Annotated in this window: 18 protein-coding genes; 6 read left to right on the top strand and 12 right to left on the bottom strand. The window is 37.0% G+C overall.

What is annotated here, in order from left to right; translation table 11 throughout:
* Positions 1–14 precede the first annotated feature (14 nt).
* From hscA to F936_RS10965, 7 genes are all read right to left on the bottom strand, one after another.
* Positions 15–1874: a Fe-S protein assembly chaperone HscA gene (gene hscA, locus F936_RS10995; protein ID WP_005047414.1), complete on the bottom strand. Its 1860-nt coding sequence runs from the start codon at positions 1872–1874 to the stop codon at positions 15–17.
* A gap of 38 nt (positions 1875–1912) precedes the next feature.
* Positions 1913–2431, bottom strand: coding sequence for a Fe-S protein assembly co-chaperone HscB (gene hscB, locus F936_RS10990; RefSeq protein WP_005047412.1), 519 nt, complete (start codon positions 2429–2431; stop codon positions 1913–1915).
* Between the two features lie 84 nt (positions 2432–2515).
* Entirely contained in the window at positions 2516–2836 is a 321-nt protein-coding gene (gene iscA, locus F936_RS10985; RefSeq protein WP_003651558.1) for an iron-sulfur cluster assembly protein IscA, read from the bottom strand.
* A 30-nt stretch (positions 2837–2866) separates the two neighbouring features.
* Positions 2867–3253, bottom strand: coding sequence for a Fe-S cluster assembly scaffold IscU (gene iscU / locus F936_RS10980; protein ID WP_003651560.1), 387 nt, complete (start codon positions 3251–3253; stop codon positions 2867–2869).
* 67 nt (positions 3254–3320) lie between these two features.
* The gene (locus tag F936_RS10975) at positions 3321–4538 is read right to left on the bottom strand and encodes an IscS subfamily cysteine desulfurase (protein ID WP_003651562.1); all 1218 of its coding nucleotides are present in this window, start codon (positions 4536–4538) and stop codon (positions 3321–3323) included.
* Between the two features lies 1 nt (position 4539).
* On the bottom strand, positions 4540–5013 hold the full coding sequence (locus F936_RS10970) for an Rrf2 family transcriptional regulator (protein ID WP_003651563.1): 474 nt from the start codon (positions 5011–5013) through the stop codon (positions 4540–4542).
* Positions 5014–5122: 109 nt separating this feature from the next.
* Complete coding sequence (locus F936_RS10965) at positions 5123–5770, bottom strand: hypothetical protein (protein WP_005047411.1); 648 nt, start codon at positions 5768–5770, stop codon at positions 5123–5125.
* A gap of 208 nt (positions 5771–5978) precedes the next feature.
* Here F936_RS10965 and F936_RS10960 point away from each other — a divergent pair, with 208 nt between their 5' ends.
* The 3 genes from F936_RS10960 to F936_RS10950 all read left to right on the top strand — a co-directional run bounded on the left by F936_RS10960 (position 5979) and on the right by F936_RS10950 (position 8872).
* Complete coding sequence (locus tag F936_RS10960) at positions 5979–6434, top strand: phasin family protein (RefSeq protein WP_005047410.1); 456 nt, start codon at positions 5979–5981, stop codon at positions 6432–6434.
* A gap of 168 nt (positions 6435–6602) precedes the next feature.
* Positions 6603–6875 carry an HU family DNA-binding protein gene (locus F936_RS10955; protein ID WP_001043034.1) on the top strand — a complete coding sequence of 91 codons (273 nt, stop codon included), beginning with the start codon at positions 6603–6605 and terminating at the stop codon, positions 6873–6875.
* A gap of 131 nt (positions 6876–7006) precedes the next feature.
* A complete protein-coding gene (locus tag F936_RS10950) occupies positions 7007–8872 on the top strand; it encodes a SurA N-terminal domain-containing protein (protein WP_005047408.1) in 1866 nt (621 codons plus the stop codon).
* Between the two features lie 48 nt (positions 8873–8920).
* Here F936_RS10950 and F936_RS10945 read toward each other — a convergent pair whose 3' ends face one another.
* A complete protein-coding gene (locus F936_RS10945) occupies positions 8921–9865 on the bottom strand; it encodes a cupin domain-containing protein (protein ID WP_016801999.1) in 945 nt (314 codons plus the stop codon).
* Between the two features lie 189 nt (positions 9866–10054).
* Here F936_RS10945 and F936_RS10940 point away from each other — a divergent pair, with 189 nt between their 5' ends.
* On the top strand, positions 10055–11278 hold the full coding sequence (locus F936_RS10940) for an alkane 1-monooxygenase (RefSeq protein WP_005047406.1): 1224 nt from the start codon (positions 10055–10057) through the stop codon (positions 11276–11278).
* A gap of 110 nt (positions 11279–11388) precedes the next feature.
* On the opposite strand, the gene F936_RS10935 is transcribed toward F936_RS10940, so the two are convergent.
* The 4 genes from F936_RS10935 to F936_RS10920 all read right to left on the bottom strand — a co-directional run bounded on the left by F936_RS10935 (position 11389) and on the right by F936_RS10920 (position 16035).
* On the bottom strand, positions 11389–12591 hold the full coding sequence (locus F936_RS10935; protein WP_005047405.1) for an acyl-CoA dehydrogenase family protein: 1203 nt from the start codon (positions 12589–12591) through the stop codon (positions 11389–11391).
* Between the two features lie 22 nt (positions 12592–12613).
* Entirely contained in the window at positions 12614–13897 is a 1284-nt protein-coding gene (locus F936_RS10930) for an acyl-CoA dehydrogenase family protein (RefSeq protein WP_171061255.1), read from the bottom strand.
* 229 nt (positions 13898–14126) lie between these two features.
* A complete protein-coding gene (locus tag F936_RS10925) occupies positions 14127–15500 on the bottom strand; it encodes an ABC1 kinase family protein (RefSeq protein WP_005047402.1) in 1374 nt (457 codons plus the stop codon).
* 232 nt (positions 15501–15732) lie between these two features.
* A complete protein-coding gene (locus F936_RS10920) occupies positions 15733–16035 on the bottom strand; it encodes a hypothetical protein (protein ID WP_005047401.1) in 303 nt (100 codons plus the stop codon).
* 190 nt (positions 16036–16225) lie between these two features.
* On the opposite strand from F936_RS10920, the gene ybaK reads away from it, so the two are divergent.
* Both ybaK and mtlD read left to right on the top strand, forming a co-directional pair.
* Complete coding sequence (gene ybaK / locus F936_RS10915) at positions 16226–16693, top strand: Cys-tRNA(Pro) deacylase (RefSeq protein ID WP_004642683.1); 468 nt, start codon at positions 16226–16228, stop codon at positions 16691–16693.
* Between the two features lie 649 nt (positions 16694–17342).
* Entirely contained in the window at positions 17343–19490 is a 2148-nt protein-coding gene (gene mtlD, locus F936_RS10910) for a bifunctional mannitol-1-phosphate dehydrogenase/phosphatase (protein ID WP_005047399.1), read from the top strand.
* The last annotated feature ends 42 nt before the right edge of the window (positions 19491–19532 follow it).

Genomic DNA, 19532 nt, shown 5'->3' with positions numbered 1-19532 from the left:
GATCACCTATACCTTTAGTTTGAATTTGACCAATCTTCAAGTGTTGTACCTTTTAAGGCGTGGTCAATATGTCGATTCATACGTAGTGCGGCAAAAGCATCACTATGTACTTTAAGTTGTTCTACAGCTTTTTCAATTGCTTGAATATCATTGCCTTCAAGTTGTACTTTAAGCAAGTTTTCAGCAGTTTTAAGTGCTTCAAGCTGTTCATCATTGAGCAAATCAGCATCAACTTTGAGAGCTTGTTCTAAAGCTTCAAGCTCACGTTGGGCTTCAACTTTGGTTTCTTTTAAATGACGCAGATTTTTATCTTCTTCTGCGTGCTGGAAACCTTCAATTAATAAGCGTTCAGTATCAGATTCCGATAGGCCATAAGATGGCTTAATATCAATTTGAGCCTGTACACCTGAAGTTGTTTCACGAGCAGAAACTGTTAGTAAACCATCAGCATCTACTTGAAAGGTAACCTCAATTCGTGCTTGACCAGCAGTCATTGGAGGAATGCCATGAAGGACAAATCTTCCTAATGAACGACAATGTTCTACCAAATCTCGTTCACCTTGAACCACATGAATAAGCATGGCAGTTTGGCCATCTTGATAAGTTGTGAATTCTTGACGACGAGCGACTGGAATAGCGGTATTACGTGAAATAAGACGCTCAACTAATCCACCCATGGTTTCTAAGCCAAGTGAAAGAGGAGTGACATCTAAAAGTAATGAGCCGTCTTGACTGTTTCCAATTAATTGGTTTGCAGTAATGGAAGCACCAATTGCAACTACTTCATCAGGGTTGATCGTACAAAGTGGTTCTTGATTAAATACATTACGAACCGCTTGCTGAACAGCATACGAACGGGTAGAGCCACCAACTAAAACAACATTCTGAATATCAGTTAACTCAAGTTTGGCATCACGTAAAACACGTTTACAAACACTGATTGTTTTATCTAAAGCAACTTGAATAATGCTTTCAAAAGTTGGGCGATCAAGTGTTAGTACATTCTTAAGTAGTTTTAATTGAACTGATTCTTGAGTTGATAGTTGTTCTTTCGCTTGACGAGCAGCAACAATAAATACTGCATAAGTTTCATCGTTAAGAGTATCGATATTGAGCTGCTTTTTAGCCCATTTAACAATGAGACGATCTAAGTCATCACCACCTAAAGCAGTATGGCCACCTGTAGCTAATACTTCAAAGACACCTTGTGAGAAACGCAAGATTGATACGTCGAAAGTACCACCACCTAAATCATAAATTACATAGTTATGATCTGTAGCTAAATTAGTTTCTTGGTCTAAACCATAAGCAACAGCAGCGGCGGTTGGCTCATTTAATAAACGTAATACATTTAAGCCAGCAAGCTGGGCAGCATCACGTGTTGCTTGTCGCTGAGCTTCATCAAAATAGGCTGGAACAGTAATCACTGCGCCATTTATTGGATTTTGTAAGCTAGCTTCAGCACGGTCTTTTAATTGCTTTAAAATTTCAGCAGAAATTTCAACTGGTGTTTTTCGTCCCGCACGTGTTTCAAAAGCTGGCATTTCATTTTCAGAACCCACTAACTCATATGGGTGTTGAAATTTAATATCTGCTTTTGAACGACCCATAAAACGTTTTACAGAAACAATTGTATTTTTAGGATCGGCAATAAGGAAAGGCTTTGCTTCTTCACCATAGTGAGTTGCATCATTTCCATAGTGCACAATAGAAGGAAGGAGTCTTCTTTCTTTTTCGTCATTGAGTACTTTAGGTTTGCCTGATAACACTGTCGCAACTAAAGAATGTGTTGTTCCTAGGTCGATACCAATCGCAATGCGGTGTTGATGTGGGGCACTGGATTGACCCGGTTCAGCAATTTGCAAAAGTGCCATGAGTTAAATCCCTTGAATATAATTTGGAAAAAGCAAAATTAAAAATCGTCGTCTAAATCAAAGTTGTCTTCGTCATCCAACATTTGATCTTCTGCTTTTTCAATGTCGTTAAGAACGCGCTGAAAGAAACGTAATTTACGTACAGTATCTCGAGCTTCGCCCCAGTCCTCATCTGCGTAATCAATCTTAAATTCGCGAACTAGACCATCCATCCATTGAAACACTTCTTGTTTAAGTGTGGTCAGATGCTCTTGTGAAGTTGCTTCATCAAGTTGTTCACGAATTTCTAAAGCTGATTGTAAGAACTCAAAGTCGCTAATGGATTGATCGAGGTGGTGATCTTGCTTTTTGAGTGACAATAGATAAGCAGCGCGGCTATCTACTTGCGACAAAGTTTTAAAAGCTTGATTGATTTCACTTGATTTGATCAACCCCTGATCTTTATCTTCAGCTTTATCTGGATGATACTGCTGCTGCAAATTCAAGAAACTAGATTTTAAGCTCGCCAAATCGATATCGAGTGCTACGGGTAAATTGAACAACTCAAAATGATTCATTGGAAATGAGGTCCACATTAATTAAATACATTAAAACAGTGCTATAAAAAGACACTGTTTTAATGAGAGATGAAAGGAGAAAGCTTAGACAGTGAAAGATTCACCGCAGCCACATTCACCTTTTTTGTTAGGATTGTTAAATTCGAACCCTTCATTAAGGCCATTTTTAACGTAGTCCATTTCTAAGCCTTCTAAATACACGGAGCTTTTTGGATCTACAAACACCTTAACGCCAAATTGTTCGAAAACTTGGTCATGTTCATCAATAGAGTCTACAAACTCAAGAACATAGGCCAATCCAGAACAACCAGAAGTTTTCACACCCACGCGAATGCCTTCACCCTTACCTCGATTTTTAAGGTAATTGCTAATATGAGTCGCAGCATTTTCAGTTAAATGAATCATGAAAACTCCAACGTTTACAATGGTAACAAATTACGCTTTAGATTTTTTAGTGCGGTAATCTTCAATCGCAGCTTTAATCGCATCTTCAGCTAGTACAGAACAGTGAACTTTTACTGGTGGAAGTGCAAGCTCAGTCGCAATATCAATATTCTTGATGGTTTGAGCTTCATCAAGAGTTTTGCCTTTTAACCATTCGGTTACAAGAGAACTTGATGCGATTGCAGAACCACAACCATAAGTTTTAAAACGTGCTTCTTCGATTACACCGTTATCGTTTACTTGGATTTGTAAACGCATTACGTCACCACACGCAGGTGCACCGACCATACCTGTACCAACATTTTCAGAGTTTTTATCTAAAACACCAACATTACGAGGGTTTTCGTAATGATCAATTACCTTTTCGCTATAAGCCATGTCGCTTCTCCAAACCTCGGGGTCAGCCTAATATTAATATGAGGGTAAAAATACTAATTTCAATGAATTAGTGTTCAGCCCATTCAACTGTAGAAAGATCGATACCTTCTTTATACATATCCCAAAGCGGAGAAAGTTCACGTAATTTCTCAACAGCGGCTTTGGTAATTGTAAGCACATGATCAATGTCTTCTTCAGTTGTGTATTTACCAAAACTGAAGCGGATCGAGCTGTGCGCTAGCTCATCAGATAAACCTAATGCGCGAAGAACGTATGAAGGCTCTAAAGTTGCAGAAGTACAAGCAGAACCACTTGATACAGCAGCATCTTTAAGTGCCATCATTAAAGATTCACCTTCAACAAAGTTAAAGCTGACGTTTAAATAGTTAGCAACGTTTTGAGTTGGATGGCCGTTTAAGAAAACCTGTTCAAGGCCTTGTAAACCATTCCAAAGTTTGTCACGTAGTTTACGAATGCGTTCTTGTTCTGCATGCAATCTTTTACCAGCAAGTTCAAAAGCTTCACCCATACCAACAATTTGGTGAGTTGCTAAAGTACCAGAGCGCATACCACGTTCATGACCACCGCCATGAATTTGTGCTTTTAAACGAACACGTGGGCTACGACGTACATATAATGCACCGATACCTTTTGGACCATAAATTTTATGAGCAGAGAAACTCATAAGATCAATTTTCATGGTAGATAAATCGATTTCGACTTTACCAGCAGCTTGAGCAGCATCTACATGGAAGAACGTTTTATTGGCACGTGTTAATTCACCAATTGCTGCTACATCTGTAACTGAACCGATTTCGTTGTTTACCATCATAAGAGAAACAAGAACAGTATCAGGACGAAGGGCAGCTTTTACCATTTCAGGGGTAATTAAACCTGTTTGTGGTTCTGGTTCTAAATAAGTAATTTCAAAACCTTGTTCTTCTAATTCACGACAAGGATCTAGAACAGCTTTGTGTTCGATTTTACTTGTAATAATGTGCTTGCCTTTAGATGCATAGAATTGAGCTACGCCTTTAAGTGCAAGGTTATCTGATTCAGTTGCACCAGAAGTCCAAACGATTTCACGTGGATCGGCTTTAATTAAATTTGCGACTTGCTCACGTGCATATTCAACTTTTTCTTCTGCCTGCCAGCCATAAGCGTGGGAACGAGATGCAGCATTACCAAAGGTACCGTCGAAAGTTAAACACTCCATCATACGTTCTGCAACTTGCGGATCTACTGGAGTGGTTGCTGCGTAATCAAGATAAATTGGACGTTTCATATCAAATACCTGTACCCGATAAAAGAGCTGAATCTGTGCCAGTCACATTTTGGCGTAATGCAACAGTTTGAACGTTGTCTCGGCTAATGAGGTCGGCAAGAGAGATTTTTGCTAAATAGTCGGCAATATGATGAGAGAGTTCTTGCCATAAATCGTGAGTAAGACACATTGCACCATTTTGGCAGTTAGCTTTGTGGTCGCAACGTGTTGCATCAACGGTTTCATTTACGGCTTCAATAATTTCTAACACAGTAATTTCATCAGCGTTTCGAGCCAAATGATAACCACCATTTGCACCACGGACACTAGAAACTAACCCATGACGCTTAAGTTTAGCGAATAACTGCTCTAAGTAAGCAACTGAAATAGATTGACGAGCGGCAATTTCGGCGAGCGTGATCGTTTGTTCAGTTGGCTGCAAAGCTAAATCAAGTAGAGCAGTCACTGCGTAGCGACCGCGAGTTGTAAGGCGCATGATTCGATACACATGTTAAGACTAGATAATAGGATTTTATGAATCCCGACTAAAATAGTCAAGTTTTTTTATTTTTAATTCAAGTGCAGGAACAGGATGGAAAAATAATTTAAGCTATCCACAAATTATATATGAAAAAAACAATAAATATCAGGCTAATTATACCAAAGCCTAAGTTAATGTTGCGTTGACGTTGTTGTAAGCGAGTAATTCGATTTTGATATTGTTTAATTTCTACATGAAGTGAATTAATTTCTGAACGTTGTTGATCAATTTTTTCAAGCAATGGGGCAATTCGTTTACGTGAAGCAAGAGTTTCAGCTTCATCATCTGGTGTATTAAACCATTGCTTCCAGTCAGCTAAAAGTTTAGGCAGAGTAAGATGAGAAATTAAATCTAATAACTCTTTTTTCGTTTCTTCATCACCATCAATACGCATGTTCTTAAGACTACGCTGGTTTGAAAAAGCGAAAATCTTAATCAAGTCGATAAGCGTACTATTGATTTCAAGATCAATACGTCGGTCAAAAGAATGGATATCGAACAACAAACCCTTTTCTGTAAATTGAACATAAAAGTCAAAAAAAGGAAGGTAGCTATTGATGCGAATAGTTGTTTTGTTTGAAATAAACTTTTTCGCTTGCAAGCGAAGAACACCATCGTGGGTGAGAATAAATGAAAAGAAAGTTTCTAAAATAATTAGAACAATATTCAGCAACAGACGGGGATGTTTTTGTCTTTGTTGCGTTTCACTCATAAAAGTTTATCCTTACAAATAGCAGTTAACCGAAGAATGGGACATCCTATCCCAAACTTTAATAAATGTCCTGTTAAATATATTTACACGACTTAATTGCTTTGTAGAACAGTTTTGTAAATGGATCAAGTCTTTACTTTGATATTATAGAAATATTTTGTGGTCAAATCAGTCATCATCTCTCTCATCTGATTAGGAGCTTAGATCAATGGATAATGCAAATATAGATACCTCGATAGAAGATTCAGAAGAAAAAAACAAATTAAAATCAAGAGGTTCAAGAAAGTCGGCTTTGGATTTTAGAAAGTATACCAAGCAAATTTGGTTAGCAGGGCTAGGGGCTTTTTCACGCGCAGAAGAAGAAGGTAATAAGCTATTTGACTCTTTGGTCAAGGTAGGTGAAGAACTGGAATCTAAAACAGGAGAATTAGCAGATACTACTGTCGGTAAGGTCACAGAAAAAGCAAAAGAATCTGTATCTGAAACAAAAGATAAAGTAGAAAAAATTCTTGATACCAGTGTTAACCATTCTTTAAACCGGATTGGATTGGTGACTCCGAAGGATTTACAGCACATTGAACAGCTCTTGGTACAGCTTCATATTAAGGTGGATGCTTTAATAGAAGAAAACCAGCAGTTGAAAGAAAAATTGAATAAAAAGTAAAAAATGTTGGGATTTAGCAAATATATAACAGTTTTTTAGCATTTATTTTCGCTAAAAGCCCTGCTCTAGTATTGCGTTTTCCCCCAAAGCATTGCTATAAAGGCGTCATGGCCTTTTAAACTATAGCCTTGGACCTTAAACAAACGATATTAAGAGGATGTTTTATTCATGAATAAATCAGAATTAATCGATGCAATTGCTGAAAAAGGGGGAGTATCTAAGACTGATGCAGGCAAGGCACTCGATGCGACAATTGCGTCAATTACTGAAGCACTTAAAAAAGGTGACACAGTAACTTTAGTTGGTTTTGGTACTTTCAGTGTTAAAGAACGTGCTGCACGTACTGGTCGTAACCCTAAAACTGGTGAAGAGCTTCAAATTAAAGCAACAAAAGTACCTAGCTTCAAAGCTGGTAAAGGTCTTAAAGATTCAGTAGCTTAATCTTTTAAGATGATTAAACGCGCCAATATAGGCGCGTTTTTTATTAAAAATCTGAATTGACCAATATTGCTCATTCATTGATTGTGGTTTTTCAGTTAAAATTCGCCTCGAAATAAAATATTGGAATACTTATGGAATCGTTTCGTACAGTCATTAAGGGTTGGCTCGGCAAAGTCCTTCTAATTTTGTTTTTGACCCCTTTAGCACTTGTAGGTATTGAAGGATATTTTAATGGGGGAAACAAGGCTGATGTTGCAAAGACAGTAAATGGCCAAGAAATATCTAAAAAAGACCTTGAAACTTTAACTCAGTCTTACAAAGAACAATATTTAGCTGCTGTTAAAGGTGATGAGAGTTTACTTAATTTGCCTGTTATTCAGGCTAAAGCACTCGATATTTTAGTGTCACGTAATTTACTAATTCAACAAGCTGAAAAACTAGGTATTTCACTGAGTGATACTCAAATTGAGCAGATGTTAGCTCAGCAGCCTAGTTTGCAAGAGAATGGACAATTTTCGCAAAAACTCTATGAAAATTATTTACGTTCTATTGGTATGACAAGTCAGGGCTTAATATCTAGCCTTCGTCAAGATCATGCTTTAAAAATGCTAACTTCAACTTTTTCAGATTACTCTTTAGTAAGTAAAGTTGATTTAATGCAAATTGCAAATTTGCAAACTGAACAACGTACATTACATTTGGCTAGTATTAAATTAGATGGTTATAAAACAGGTTTAACAGCATCTAATCAAGAAGCTACAGATTATTACAACAAACACAAAAATGAATTTAAACAACAGGCTTCTGTTGACGTGGATTATGTTGTTGTGTCTCCATCACTGATGGCTAAACCAGCTCCTGCAACTGAAGCTGAACTTCAGCAAGCATATAGCAAGTTCGTTGAAACTCAGAAAAAAGATGCTAAACGAACGGTGAAGCATATTTTAATTACTACAGATGCTCGTGATGATGCAGCAGCTCAAAAACTTGCTAAAGAAGTATATGTGAAAATTCAAGGCGGTCTTACATTTGCACAAGCTGCATCTCAGTTCTCTGAAGATCCAAGTTCGAAAGCAAAAGGCGGTTTAGTTGAAGCATATGCACCGGGTGTTTTTTCCGATGCATTTGATAAAACTGTAGTAAGCTTAAAAAATGGACAAATTTCTCAACCAGTAAAAACTCAATATGGTTATCATATTATTGAGGCAGAAACTCAAGCTAATCAAATCCCTTCATTCGAAGCAGAGAAGGCGCGTTTAACTGCTGAGGTTGAAAAGAATAAAGTTGCGACTGTTTATTCAGATACCGTGAATAGTTTAAATGAAACTATTGTTGGTAATGATTCTTTAGAAGCTGTTGTACAAGAAGTAAAAGGTACAAAAGTTGAATCATTCAATGGCGTAACTTTAGCTACACAAAATCCATATTTAAGTGATCCAAACGTTAAAATTAAATTGTTTAATGATGACGTGAAAAATGGTGACCGTAATGCATCATCTAATATTCAGTTAGCGAATGGTGATACGGTATGGATTAAAGTACGTGATTATCATGCTGCTGGTGTAAAACCTTTAGCACAAGCGATGAATGAAGCGAAAGCAAAAGTTATCGATGAAAAAGCGCGTAAAGCTGTTCAAGCAAAAATTGCTACAATGTTGGCTGAATTTAAAACTCAACCAGCAGATCAAGTTGTTGCTAAAAATAAAGTAGTATTTGAATCAGCTGGCGTATTTAGTCGTTCACAAGGATTAAAGCGTGAAATTGAGCGCGCAGCATTTAGTGCAGCTACACCTAAGCCAGGTATGTGGTCTGTTTCAACAGCGAATTTACCAAATGAGCTGGTTGTTGTTGCCGTTTCAAATGTAAATTCATCTGCTGTGAATGCTATTCCTGCTGATCAGTTACAGCAGTTACAGCAACTTTATCGTCAATCGCGTGGTCAACAAATATTAGAAGATTACAGTCAATATTTAAAATCACATGCGAAAATTAAATAGTAATTTGATTCAATAAAAAAAGCGCCGAGGCGCTTTTTTTATTGGCAGTTAATCTAAGCTGTGTCCAATATATTGCTGTCTATATTGTTTAGGAGATAAATCAAAAATTCGTTTGAATGCTTGACTAAATGCTGTTTCAGATGAGTAGCCGACCTTATTTGAAATTTGCTGAATTGATAAGTTGCTTGTGCGTAAATACTGACTTGCCAAGCGAAAACGATAATGCTGCAAATATGTGAGGGGTGGCTCACCAATAATACTGTTAAATATATTTGCAAATTTAGAACGTGACATACAGCATTGTTCAGCTAAAGATTCAACTGTCCATGTGACTTCAGGCCGACTATGAATAGCAGATAGGGCATTGCTCAGTTCAGGATGAGTTAAGGCACTTAACCAGTTTTGTTGATCTGTCATTTGTTGAATATGATCACGAATGCATTCAATGAGCAAAATACTGACTAAATGATCAATAATTTTGTCATGGCCTGGTCGAATTTTTTGAGTTTCAATGGCTAGAAAATAGAGTCCAATTTGTAGCCATTCAGGTGGATTGGTTTGATTTTCATGCTGAATATGCATGATGGACGGCAGTGCATTAATGAGTGGTCCAGCCATATGAGTATCGATTTGGCAGCGTAAACATAGCAATAATGTATTATCCGGAGATGAAGTACCAAACTCGATTGCGTCTTGTCTGTGACCGTTAAAAAGCGAAGTGATATCCAGAGAATCTACCAACTTACTCGCTGTTGATTTTGAGTCAGTCGCACTATGTGCTTTCCCAGAGGGAATTAAAATAATATCACCAGCAGTCGCAGTTATTTTTTCTGAAGCATTAAGTTGTATATATACTGAACCAGTTAAAACAATATAAGCAAGTAGAGCAGATTGATCTTGTGTTTTAAAAGCCCATTCTCCTTGCGCTTTTAAATAGATGTATTCAGACTTATTAAGGTGAATATCATCAAAAAATTTACTTAGTGCATCCATATTTAAATGATCAATCATTATTTTAATAAAATTATAGTGAGCTATAAGAATAGATCAACATGTGTTTTTAGGACAAAAAAGTGGAAGAAAATGCCAAAGACTTTAACATAGGTTTTTTGGACAGTTACTACTGTTAACTAAACACTATTTCTTTAACTATATAGATATATAGAAAAAGGAAATATAGCTATGAATGCACCAGTAAATGTTCAGCAAGAACTTATGCCAGTGCCTGCGTCTATGCGTGAAATAGATCGCAAACGCTTTTTATGGATGATTAGTCCTGCTTTACCTGCTATCGGTTTAGGTATTTTAGCAGGTTATCAGTTTGGTCCACGCCCTTTAAAGAAAGTCTTTGCTTTAGGTGGTCCACTTTTATTACATGTCGTGATTCCGGCAATTGATACTATTATTGGGAAAGATGCTCGAAATCCGACAGATGAAGAAATTAAGCTTTTAGAAAAAGATCCATATTATTCTCGTCTTGTGAAGAGCTTTATTCCTCTACAGTACGCTGCAAATGTTTATGCATGTTATTTAACAAGTCGTAAAACGACATCTTTTATTGATAAGATTTTACTTGGTATCTCAATGGGTGCAATCAATGGTATTGCGATTAATACAGCCCATGAGTTAAGTCATAAGCATGATCGTATAGACCATATTCTGTCTCATCTTGCACTAGTGCCTACAGGTTATAATCATTTCCGTATTGAGCATCCTTACGGTCATCATAAGCGTGCAGCAACGCCAGAAGATCCTGCTTCATCACGTATGGGTGAAACCTTCTATGAGTTCTGGCCACGTACTGTTATTGGTTCTTTTAAATCTGCAATAGAAATTGAAAAAAATCGTTTAAAACGTAAAGGTAAAGAATTCTGGTCTTCAGATAATGAATTATTACAAGGCTGGGGAATGACTGCTGCTTTTCATGGTTCTATGGGTGGAATCTTTGGTAAAGGTACAATTCCATATTTAGCCACACAAGCTTTTTATGGTATTACTCTTTTCGAAATTATTAACTATATTGAGCACTATGGTTTATTGCGTCAGAAAAAAGCTGATGGTAATTATGAGCGTACAATGCCTGAGCATAGCTGGAACAACAATAACGTAGTAACAAACTTATTCTTGTACCAGTTGCAGCGTCATTCAGACCATCATGCTTATCCGACTCGTCCATTCCAAGCATTACGTCATTTTGATGAGGCACCAGATCTACCAAGCGGTTACGCAAGTATGCTACTACCGGCATTAATCCCTTCATTGTGGTTTAAAATCATGGATAAGCGAGTTTTTGATCACTATAAAGGTGATTTAAACAAAGCGAATATTTCATCAAAGCGTCGTGCAAAAATCTTTAAGAAATTTGGTGTAGTTGATAAAACGTTAGATAGTACAACTACTGAATAAATAAAAATATTAATTCCTGAAATACGAAGCCCTCTAGTTTAATAGCTAGAGGGCTTTTTAAGTTTTGACATAAAGAGCTAATAAAAGAAGGGAAAAATTCCCCTTAATTATTATTTTAGTTCGCTAGAAGATTTACCCAGTTCTCGGCGGGCAATGATCAATTGCTGGATTTGTTGAGTACCTTCAAAGATATCGAGAATTTTCGAATCGCGTGCCCATTTCTCAAGTAACTCATCTTCGTTATAGCCCATGCTTGCAGCCAGTTCGACACATTTTAAAGTAATCTCGTTACCCACACGGCCAGCTTTGGCTTTCGCAATAGAAGCCTCTTTAGAGTTGGGCTTTCTGTTATCTGCCATCCAGCAGGCTTTTAGCGTTAGCAAACGTGCAGCTTCCCATTCAGCTTCCATTCGATAGATTTGAGCAGCAAGATTAGAAGCTTGTAAGTACGGTGTTTTATAGTCAGCATCAAGTTGATCTTTAAAAATCTCTTTGATACGTTCTAAAGAGGCTTTCGCACAACCAACCGCCATCGCTGCGACCAATGGACGAGTGTTGTCAAAAGTTTCCATCACGCCTGCAAAACCTTTAGCCACATCAATTTCAGGATTACCTAGAAGGTTGGCAGCAGGAACACGACAGTCAATAAAACTGATCACGGCAGTATCTGATACTTTAATGCCCAATTTATATTCTAAGCGTTCAACTTTCATGCCAGGTGTACCTTTAGGTACAACAAAAGATTTGATCGCAGCACGACCCAGTTTTTTATCTAAAGTCGCCCAAACGACAACAGAGTCAGCACGCTCACCACAAGTTACAAAGATTTTTTCGCCATTGATGACATATTCATCGCCATCTTTGGTTGCTGTGGTACGAATCGCTGCTGAGTCAGAACCACAACCTGGTTCTGTGATTGCCATTGCCGCCCAAGTGTTTTTGAAGCGCTCAAGCTGTTCGTCATTGGCAACAGCAGCAATTGCTGAGTTTCCAAGTCCTTGGCGTGGCATTGTTAACATCATGCCTGCATCGCCATAACACATTTCAATTACGCCAAGTGCAGTTGAAATGTTATTACCATTTTTATTGCCTGTTTCAACTTCACCACGTTTTTTACCAACGGCAGCGCCTGCATTAATGCCTTCGCCACCTTCGTTCATACCATCAATGAGTGAAGCTAACATATCGAGCTCTTTTGGATAAGCATGCTCAGCTTTATCATATTTACGAGAAATAGGGCGTAAAACATTGATCGCAACATCATGTGCCTGATCAATCATCATTTTGAATTTTTTAGGATTTTGTAAGTTCATTGTATTATCCTCTGATCATCAGTTATGCATGTAAGCCAGAATGTAAAATTGCAGTAGCTCGTAAATCACGATACCAACGTTCAACAGGGTGTTCTTTTGTGAAACCATGTCCCCCAAGAATTTGCACACCATCTGTACCAATTTTCATGGATTTTTCAGCACAAAGTAAACGAGCAAGGTAGGCTTCACGATGGAATGATTGACCTGCTTCAGCACGGCTTGCAGCATTCAAGATCAACATACGCATTGCATCAATTTCAATTGCCATATCTGCAATCATGAAAGCGACACTTTGGCGGTGAGAAATCGGCTCTCCGAAAGCAGTTCGTTCATTGGCATATTTAATACAATAGGCTTTTACAGCATCACAAGTACCAACAGCCATTGCACACCACATTAAATTTCCTAAATCTAGAAAAGCAGTGTAATCAAAGTCTGTTGTACCTAAGCGTAGAGCAGGAGTGTGATTAAAGCGTAAAGTTGCTGTTTCTGTCGCTTTAAGGCCCATAGCAGGCGTATTTTTGATAGAAATGCTATCGTTGCATTGCACTACAAATATATCTGGCTTGCCATTAAAGTCCGCACTTACTAAAAAGATATCGGCCAGATCACCTAAAATAACAAGCGTTTTTTCACCCTCAATATAGAATTGATCATTTTCAAGTGATGCTTTGGTTTTTAATACATAAGGATTAAATGCTGGAGTTGCTTCTTGTACAGCAAAGGTTGCTGTAATGTCTGAGTCTTCTGCAAAACAAGGTAAGTACATCGACTGAACTTCGGCAGAACCCCAACGCGTAATTGCATTAATGACACTAAATGTGCTGAGTAATCCAGCTGTAAGGCTAAAATCGCCTTCAGCCAATTTTTCAGCAATCAATAAGTTACTTACAATATTTTGTTCAGTTGCTACACCGCCTAATGCTTCTGGAAGTGCATAGTAGTTAAGACCTAGATCTTCTATATATTGCCAAAGACTTTCTGGAAACTGAGCAGTCTGATCTGCATCATGAGCTAACCCCAGTAGAACTTCTTGAGCAAATTGAGACATTGCTTCGGAAGTCATTTGTTGTTCTTCGGTTAGGTTTAAATCAAACAGATTCTTGTTCTGCTGAGGTAGACGTTGTTGAGATATTTGCTTAGGTTTAAATGCTTTTTGAGTCTGGCTTAATGCTCTAAAACCAGCTTTTGAACCTTGATAAAGGGATTTTTCTAAAAATTTACGTAACTTGAGTTGATCAAGTACATCGCTTCCAGCCAATTTTGTGATCAGCGATAAACCCAAACCCTGAGCTTTATTGATCATACTTGTCATGATTATGGTGTCCTAACACGTTGTTATTGTTTTATGCTGACACGCATCATAGTAAAAGACTATGTCGTTACTGACATTCAAAAAATGAGTGGATAAATGGTAGGTAAAAAATAAACGTATTTTAAGTGCATGATTTTATTTATTAAAAATAATTTTATTGTGATGTATTGAGAGGGGTATTGACTAGAATGACATGGAATCATTCTAGCCGTTCACTAAATTAAGCGAAGTTACGAATCATACGACGTACATTTGTTTTTGCATCGATGACTGTCATAAACGTATATGCCCCAATAAATTTACGGCTAATAAACATAAATTCTTTTGGAGGAACTGAGAAATAACGTGATGCCATTGATTTACTTGCTTGCTGCATAACACGGCTATGTAACTGACTTTTCTTCCAGTCATAACGTTCATGTTCATCCATTAGACCAGCAGGCATATGTGGATTATTTGAAGGGGTGCTAAATGCTTCTGTCGCTAATAGAAAAACATCGGCCATACCTGGCTTAATGCTTTCCGGCATTGCATCAAAAAATTCATAACCAGTCATTGCTTGTACCATCGCATGTTTATCATGCTGATAACCTGCCTGAATTAGATTACGGGCAACCGATAACAAGTGGTCATCAAACTGACGGATAGCACCAAAGTCTAATAATACAATCTTATCCTGAACATCTTGACCATTACCTAAACGTACAAGGTAGTTACCGAAGTTAGGATCGGTTTGCATTTCGCCCCATTCAAAAATTTCACGAACAGCAATTTCTAGTGAAGCTTCACCAAGCTGATTACGACGCTCTTGAGGCAAAGACAACATCACAGGGCTATTGATTGGAACACCGCGTTCGAAAGTCATGCACAGTACTTGGTTGGTGCAATATTCATCTACAATTGTCGGAACAATATAACGCTCGTCATCTTTTAAGCGTTCACCGAAGCGACGAGTAGTGGCTGCTTCAACATCATAGTCAACTTCACGATGCATCATTTCACGTACTTCATCAAACCACTGATCAAACTCACGGGTTTGTGGCACCATACGTGTCAGTTTAAGCATGTTTTTAAACAAGCTCATATCTGAATCAATGGCGTTCGCAACACCTGGATACTGAATTTTTAGAACTAATTCCAAACCATCTGATTTACGTGTTGCACGGTGTACTTGTGCGAGAGAGGCGGTACCAATTGGCTCATGATCAATTGTTAAATCATTTAACTTGGCGCCCAATTGTTCTTGTAGATGTGGCTTAATTGCAGGCCAATCTAAAGCAACGGTTTGGTTATTTAGGGTATTTAATGCTTGTGTAATCTCTTCTGGTAAAAAATGTTCACCATAAAGAGCCATCATTTGCCCAATTTTAACAATAGAACCCTTAAGTTTACCTATTTCAGAAACCAGATAATTAGCTTGTTCGCTCATCGCTTTTTTACGTTTCTTTTCTTTGTCTTCCTCATTAGAAAAAATAGAAGAAGCACTTGCAGTTGCCCAACGTGTTCCTGCAAGTAAAGAAGCTTTCGCGATTGATAAGCGTCGATCCATGGAAGAAGTTTTTAAACTCTTAAGCTTATCTTTCTGATTTGACATGAAAATAGAATCCTATGCGCATCATGCAGCCAAACGCTGTGATCTAAAATTGTAACGAATATTACATGTTTTGAGCGTATTAAAATAGTTCTCTCAGACTGAATGATAGGTCGAAATCACCATCTTTATTTCATTAACTATTAAATAGCCTAAGTAATTTATAAATTTAAGAAATTAAGAGCATTCAGATGAGTAAAACTAAGATAAAACGGACCTTTGAAAACAAAATGGATTACATTTTAAATTGAATCTTTAATTCAGATTTCTGCATCAAATGAAGGCGATTATTCTGAATATGTTGCAATAACATCTGTTTGACTGAATCATGCATGAAACCAAGTGCATGAGCTTTTACGATAATGATGCTAGGCAGGGTATAAAAGAAGTACTTAACATCATCAAGAGTTGCGTTATTAAAAATACCTTGTTCAATTAACGTCTGCTGCAAAAACTGCTTTTCGTTTAATACAGAATCTGAAGATTCATCCCAAAAACGGTGACGCATAGCCATTAGATTGTTGTGTTTATAACTCATAAAATTGCCAGCTCAGACTTCAAATCTAAATAAAATATATGGACTCGAGCAGCGAATATCAAGTTGAGATTATTTTTTCTTCAGTTGCTGATTGAGTTTTTATGTAACTCTTGTAAATAGCCTAAGCAAATTTAAAAATTTTTTAAAAAAAACTATAATCTAAACAATTTCATCTATAACACTACTTATCATGACTCCTGCATGCAGATTGTTAAAAAGTAATAAAATTGAATTTTCAATTCATGAATATGAACATGATTCAAATGCCAAAAGTTTTGGATTAGAAGCAGCCGAAAAATTAGATTTGGATGTAAAAGAAGTATTTAAGACTCTAATGGTGAGTGACGATAAGAATTATTTTGTTGCTGTCTTGCCGGTTAATCACCAATTAAATTTAAAAAAAGTAGCTACGGCGTTTGGATGTAAAAAATTACAGATGGCTAATCCTAAAGATGCTGAACGTTTAACGGGATATTTGGTAGGAGGAATTAGCCCTTTAGGCCAAAAGAAACGTTTAAAAACTGTCATTGATGCATCAGCACAAAACTTTAGCAAAATTTATGTCAGTGGCGGAAAAAGAGGGCTGGATATTGGTTTAAATCCTAAAGATTTAGCACAGCTTTTAAATGCTCAATTTGTTGATGTGCTTGATCAGTAATAAACGTTTAAAGGAATACTCTAAGAATTAATCATTATCTTATCTTCATTGAGAAAATACTTTGTTGAGAGGTATAGCTCATTGCGGATCCTTCTTTATTTTTCAAAAAAGAGATAAGCACAAATAATTGTAAAAAAGCTTGAACCATTAAATGAAAATGATTATCATTATTGTTAATGGCGATATAGTCCTAGTCCCGATAGGGGGGAGGAGATTGATTGCAATATAAAGCCCATGTTCTAAGTTTATGCTCATTTTCTAATGAAATTTAGAGTTATACCAGAAGCTCAAATAAGAAGAACAGGAAAGGCGAGTTGATCTCTGGTATGTGACACCTGCAAGACATTATAAAAATATGCGGGTTCAAGCAGCGGTAAATGGAACTAAGAAAAATAAATACTATCAGCGCAATAAAAAGAATAAACCAAGAGTAGCAAGCGAGGATGGCTTGCTACTCTTGTATTTAAAGTTAATTTCATACTTATTTATATTGTTCAACCTTTTTAGAGTTTTAACTCTGCTCAGTAACAGATTACTTATATTTTTGATTAAAAAATGATCACTAATGTTTCATTTATTAACATCCTGCCTTTTTAGCCTATTTTTTGTATACCCTGAATAAAACATGATCAAAAAAAGAGGTAAAAGCGTGCTTATTTTTCATGGAAAACCTGTTCATGGAGCAATTTTTGATATGGATGGGACAATGTTTGATACTGAGAGGTTACGGTTTCAAACATTGCAACAAGCATCTCAAGAACTCATTGGACAGGAATTTTCACACGAATATTTAATGCAATGTTTAGGTTTAAGTGCAACTACTGCTGAACAATTGGCTCAACGTTTGTATGGTGTGAATGTTCCATATAAAGAGATACGAAAAAGAGCCGATGAGATGGAGCTTGAACATATACGAAAACACGGCGTTCCTATCAAGAAGGGTTTAGTTCAAGTTTTAGAACGTTTAAGAAAATCAGGTTTAAGAATGGCTGTGGCTACTTCAAGTCGTAGAGCAATTGCCGAAGAATATTTAATTAACGCGAATGTTTATAAATTTTTTGATGTAATTACTTGTGGGGATGAAGTACAAAATGGAAAGCCTCATCCTGAAATATTCCTAAAAGCAGCAAGTCAGCTTCATTTAGATGCTAACCAATGTTTAATGTTTGAAGATTCTGAAAATGGTTTAACATCAGCTCACTCATCGAAAGGTCTAACAATTTTATTAAAAGATATTAAAGAACCAAATGATGAAATGTTGGAAAAAGCCGATTTTTATTACGATCAGATGTATGACTTCTTAACAGATCTCGACCAATTTATTCCTGTTATGGATATGCCACAAGGACAAGAGTCTTTTCCGCAAAGCCTAAATCAACTTACGGTTGGTATGCACGGTTTTGGTGCTATTGGCGGCGGCTATATAGCGCAAATCTTGTCGCACTGGGATGGATACACAAAACCAAGACGTATTATTGCTTCTACACGTAATAGTCTATTTCGTGAAGCGGTAAATGCATTTGGAACTTATAGCATTCGCTATGGACAGTTTTCGTATGATGAACGTATTGAAAATATGACAATTGTTGATTCTGACAATGAACAGCAAATGTTAGAGATGTATACCCATTCAAGTTTGATTGCACTATGTTTGCCTGAACAAGCTATTGAAGTTGAGTCAAAAACGATTGCAAAAGGTTTATACGCTCGTTTTAACTCGTCACTCGAAACATGTATAGAACCGTTAACTTTTTTAATTATTTTAAATAAAGTTGGCGCAAAATATTTGGTGATGAAGCATCTTAGAGAAGCACTTTTAGAACTAACTAATGATGAGGACGTGACGGAGCATATTTTAAAAGAACATTACTTTTGCGACACCGTTGTAAACCGTATGGTTTCAAAATTGTCTAATCAAAATCTATATCGTCAGCTTCGCATTAAGCATCATTTTCTTGAACAGCATCTATCTGATGTGGAACATGAAGAGCAGGTCGAAATTGAAGATTGCAATAAACTGACTCAAGATCAGCAAAATCAGGCATCTTTATATGTAGATAACATGCGTCGTAATTTTCAGCCGGGACATATATTACAAAGCATGGATCTAATCTTGTTCCATAGCGAAACTGATATGCCAATTTATGTAGAAAAAGGTAGCCCTTTACTCGAAAAATTGCGCCAAGTTGTGTTGGTTGAGCAAATTACAGATATTCAATTAATCAAAAATCGACTGTGGAACGGCGTACACGCGATGCTTGCTTGGTATGCATCTTTACTGGGTTATGATTCTATTGGTGTTGCTATGGGTGATCGTTCTGTTAAAGCATTTGCAGAGAATTTGATTACAGAAGTAAAGCAAGGACTTGCAATCGTATTACCTAACTATGCAAAAGATCTAGATCGACTTGCACAGAGTTTTCTAGATTCATGTGAATATGCATTTAAAGATCCATGTCAGCGTGTTGCGCGAGATCCGCTGCGTAAACTGGGTCACAATGAACGGGTAATAGCTTCAATTGTGGTGAATATAGGTCATGATTTACCCTATAAAAACTTATTAAAAGGCGCCGCTTTAGGTTATGCCTATGCAATTCAATTTTTAGAAATTGATGAGACTGATGCGATTAAACATTTGCAGCAACAAATTCAGAACTTGGACATGAGTACAGTTCAGAAAAGACAGCTGGAAGTTGAGTTGACACAATTAATTCAATATTTATTTTCTGAACAAGGCAAGCAACCTTTGAACATGAATATTACCAGCGTCAAAACTACGCGAACTCAATATGCTTAAATTCGTTCAATGAATTAAGACTCTACAATTAAAAGGCAAACA

Source organism: Acinetobacter calcoaceticus DSM 30006 = CIP 81.8 (assembly GCF_000368965.1).
GTDB lineage: Bacteria > Pseudomonadota > Gammaproteobacteria > Pseudomonadales > Moraxellaceae > Acinetobacter > Acinetobacter calcoaceticus.
This window is presented reverse-complemented; position numbering and strand designations above follow the sequence as displayed.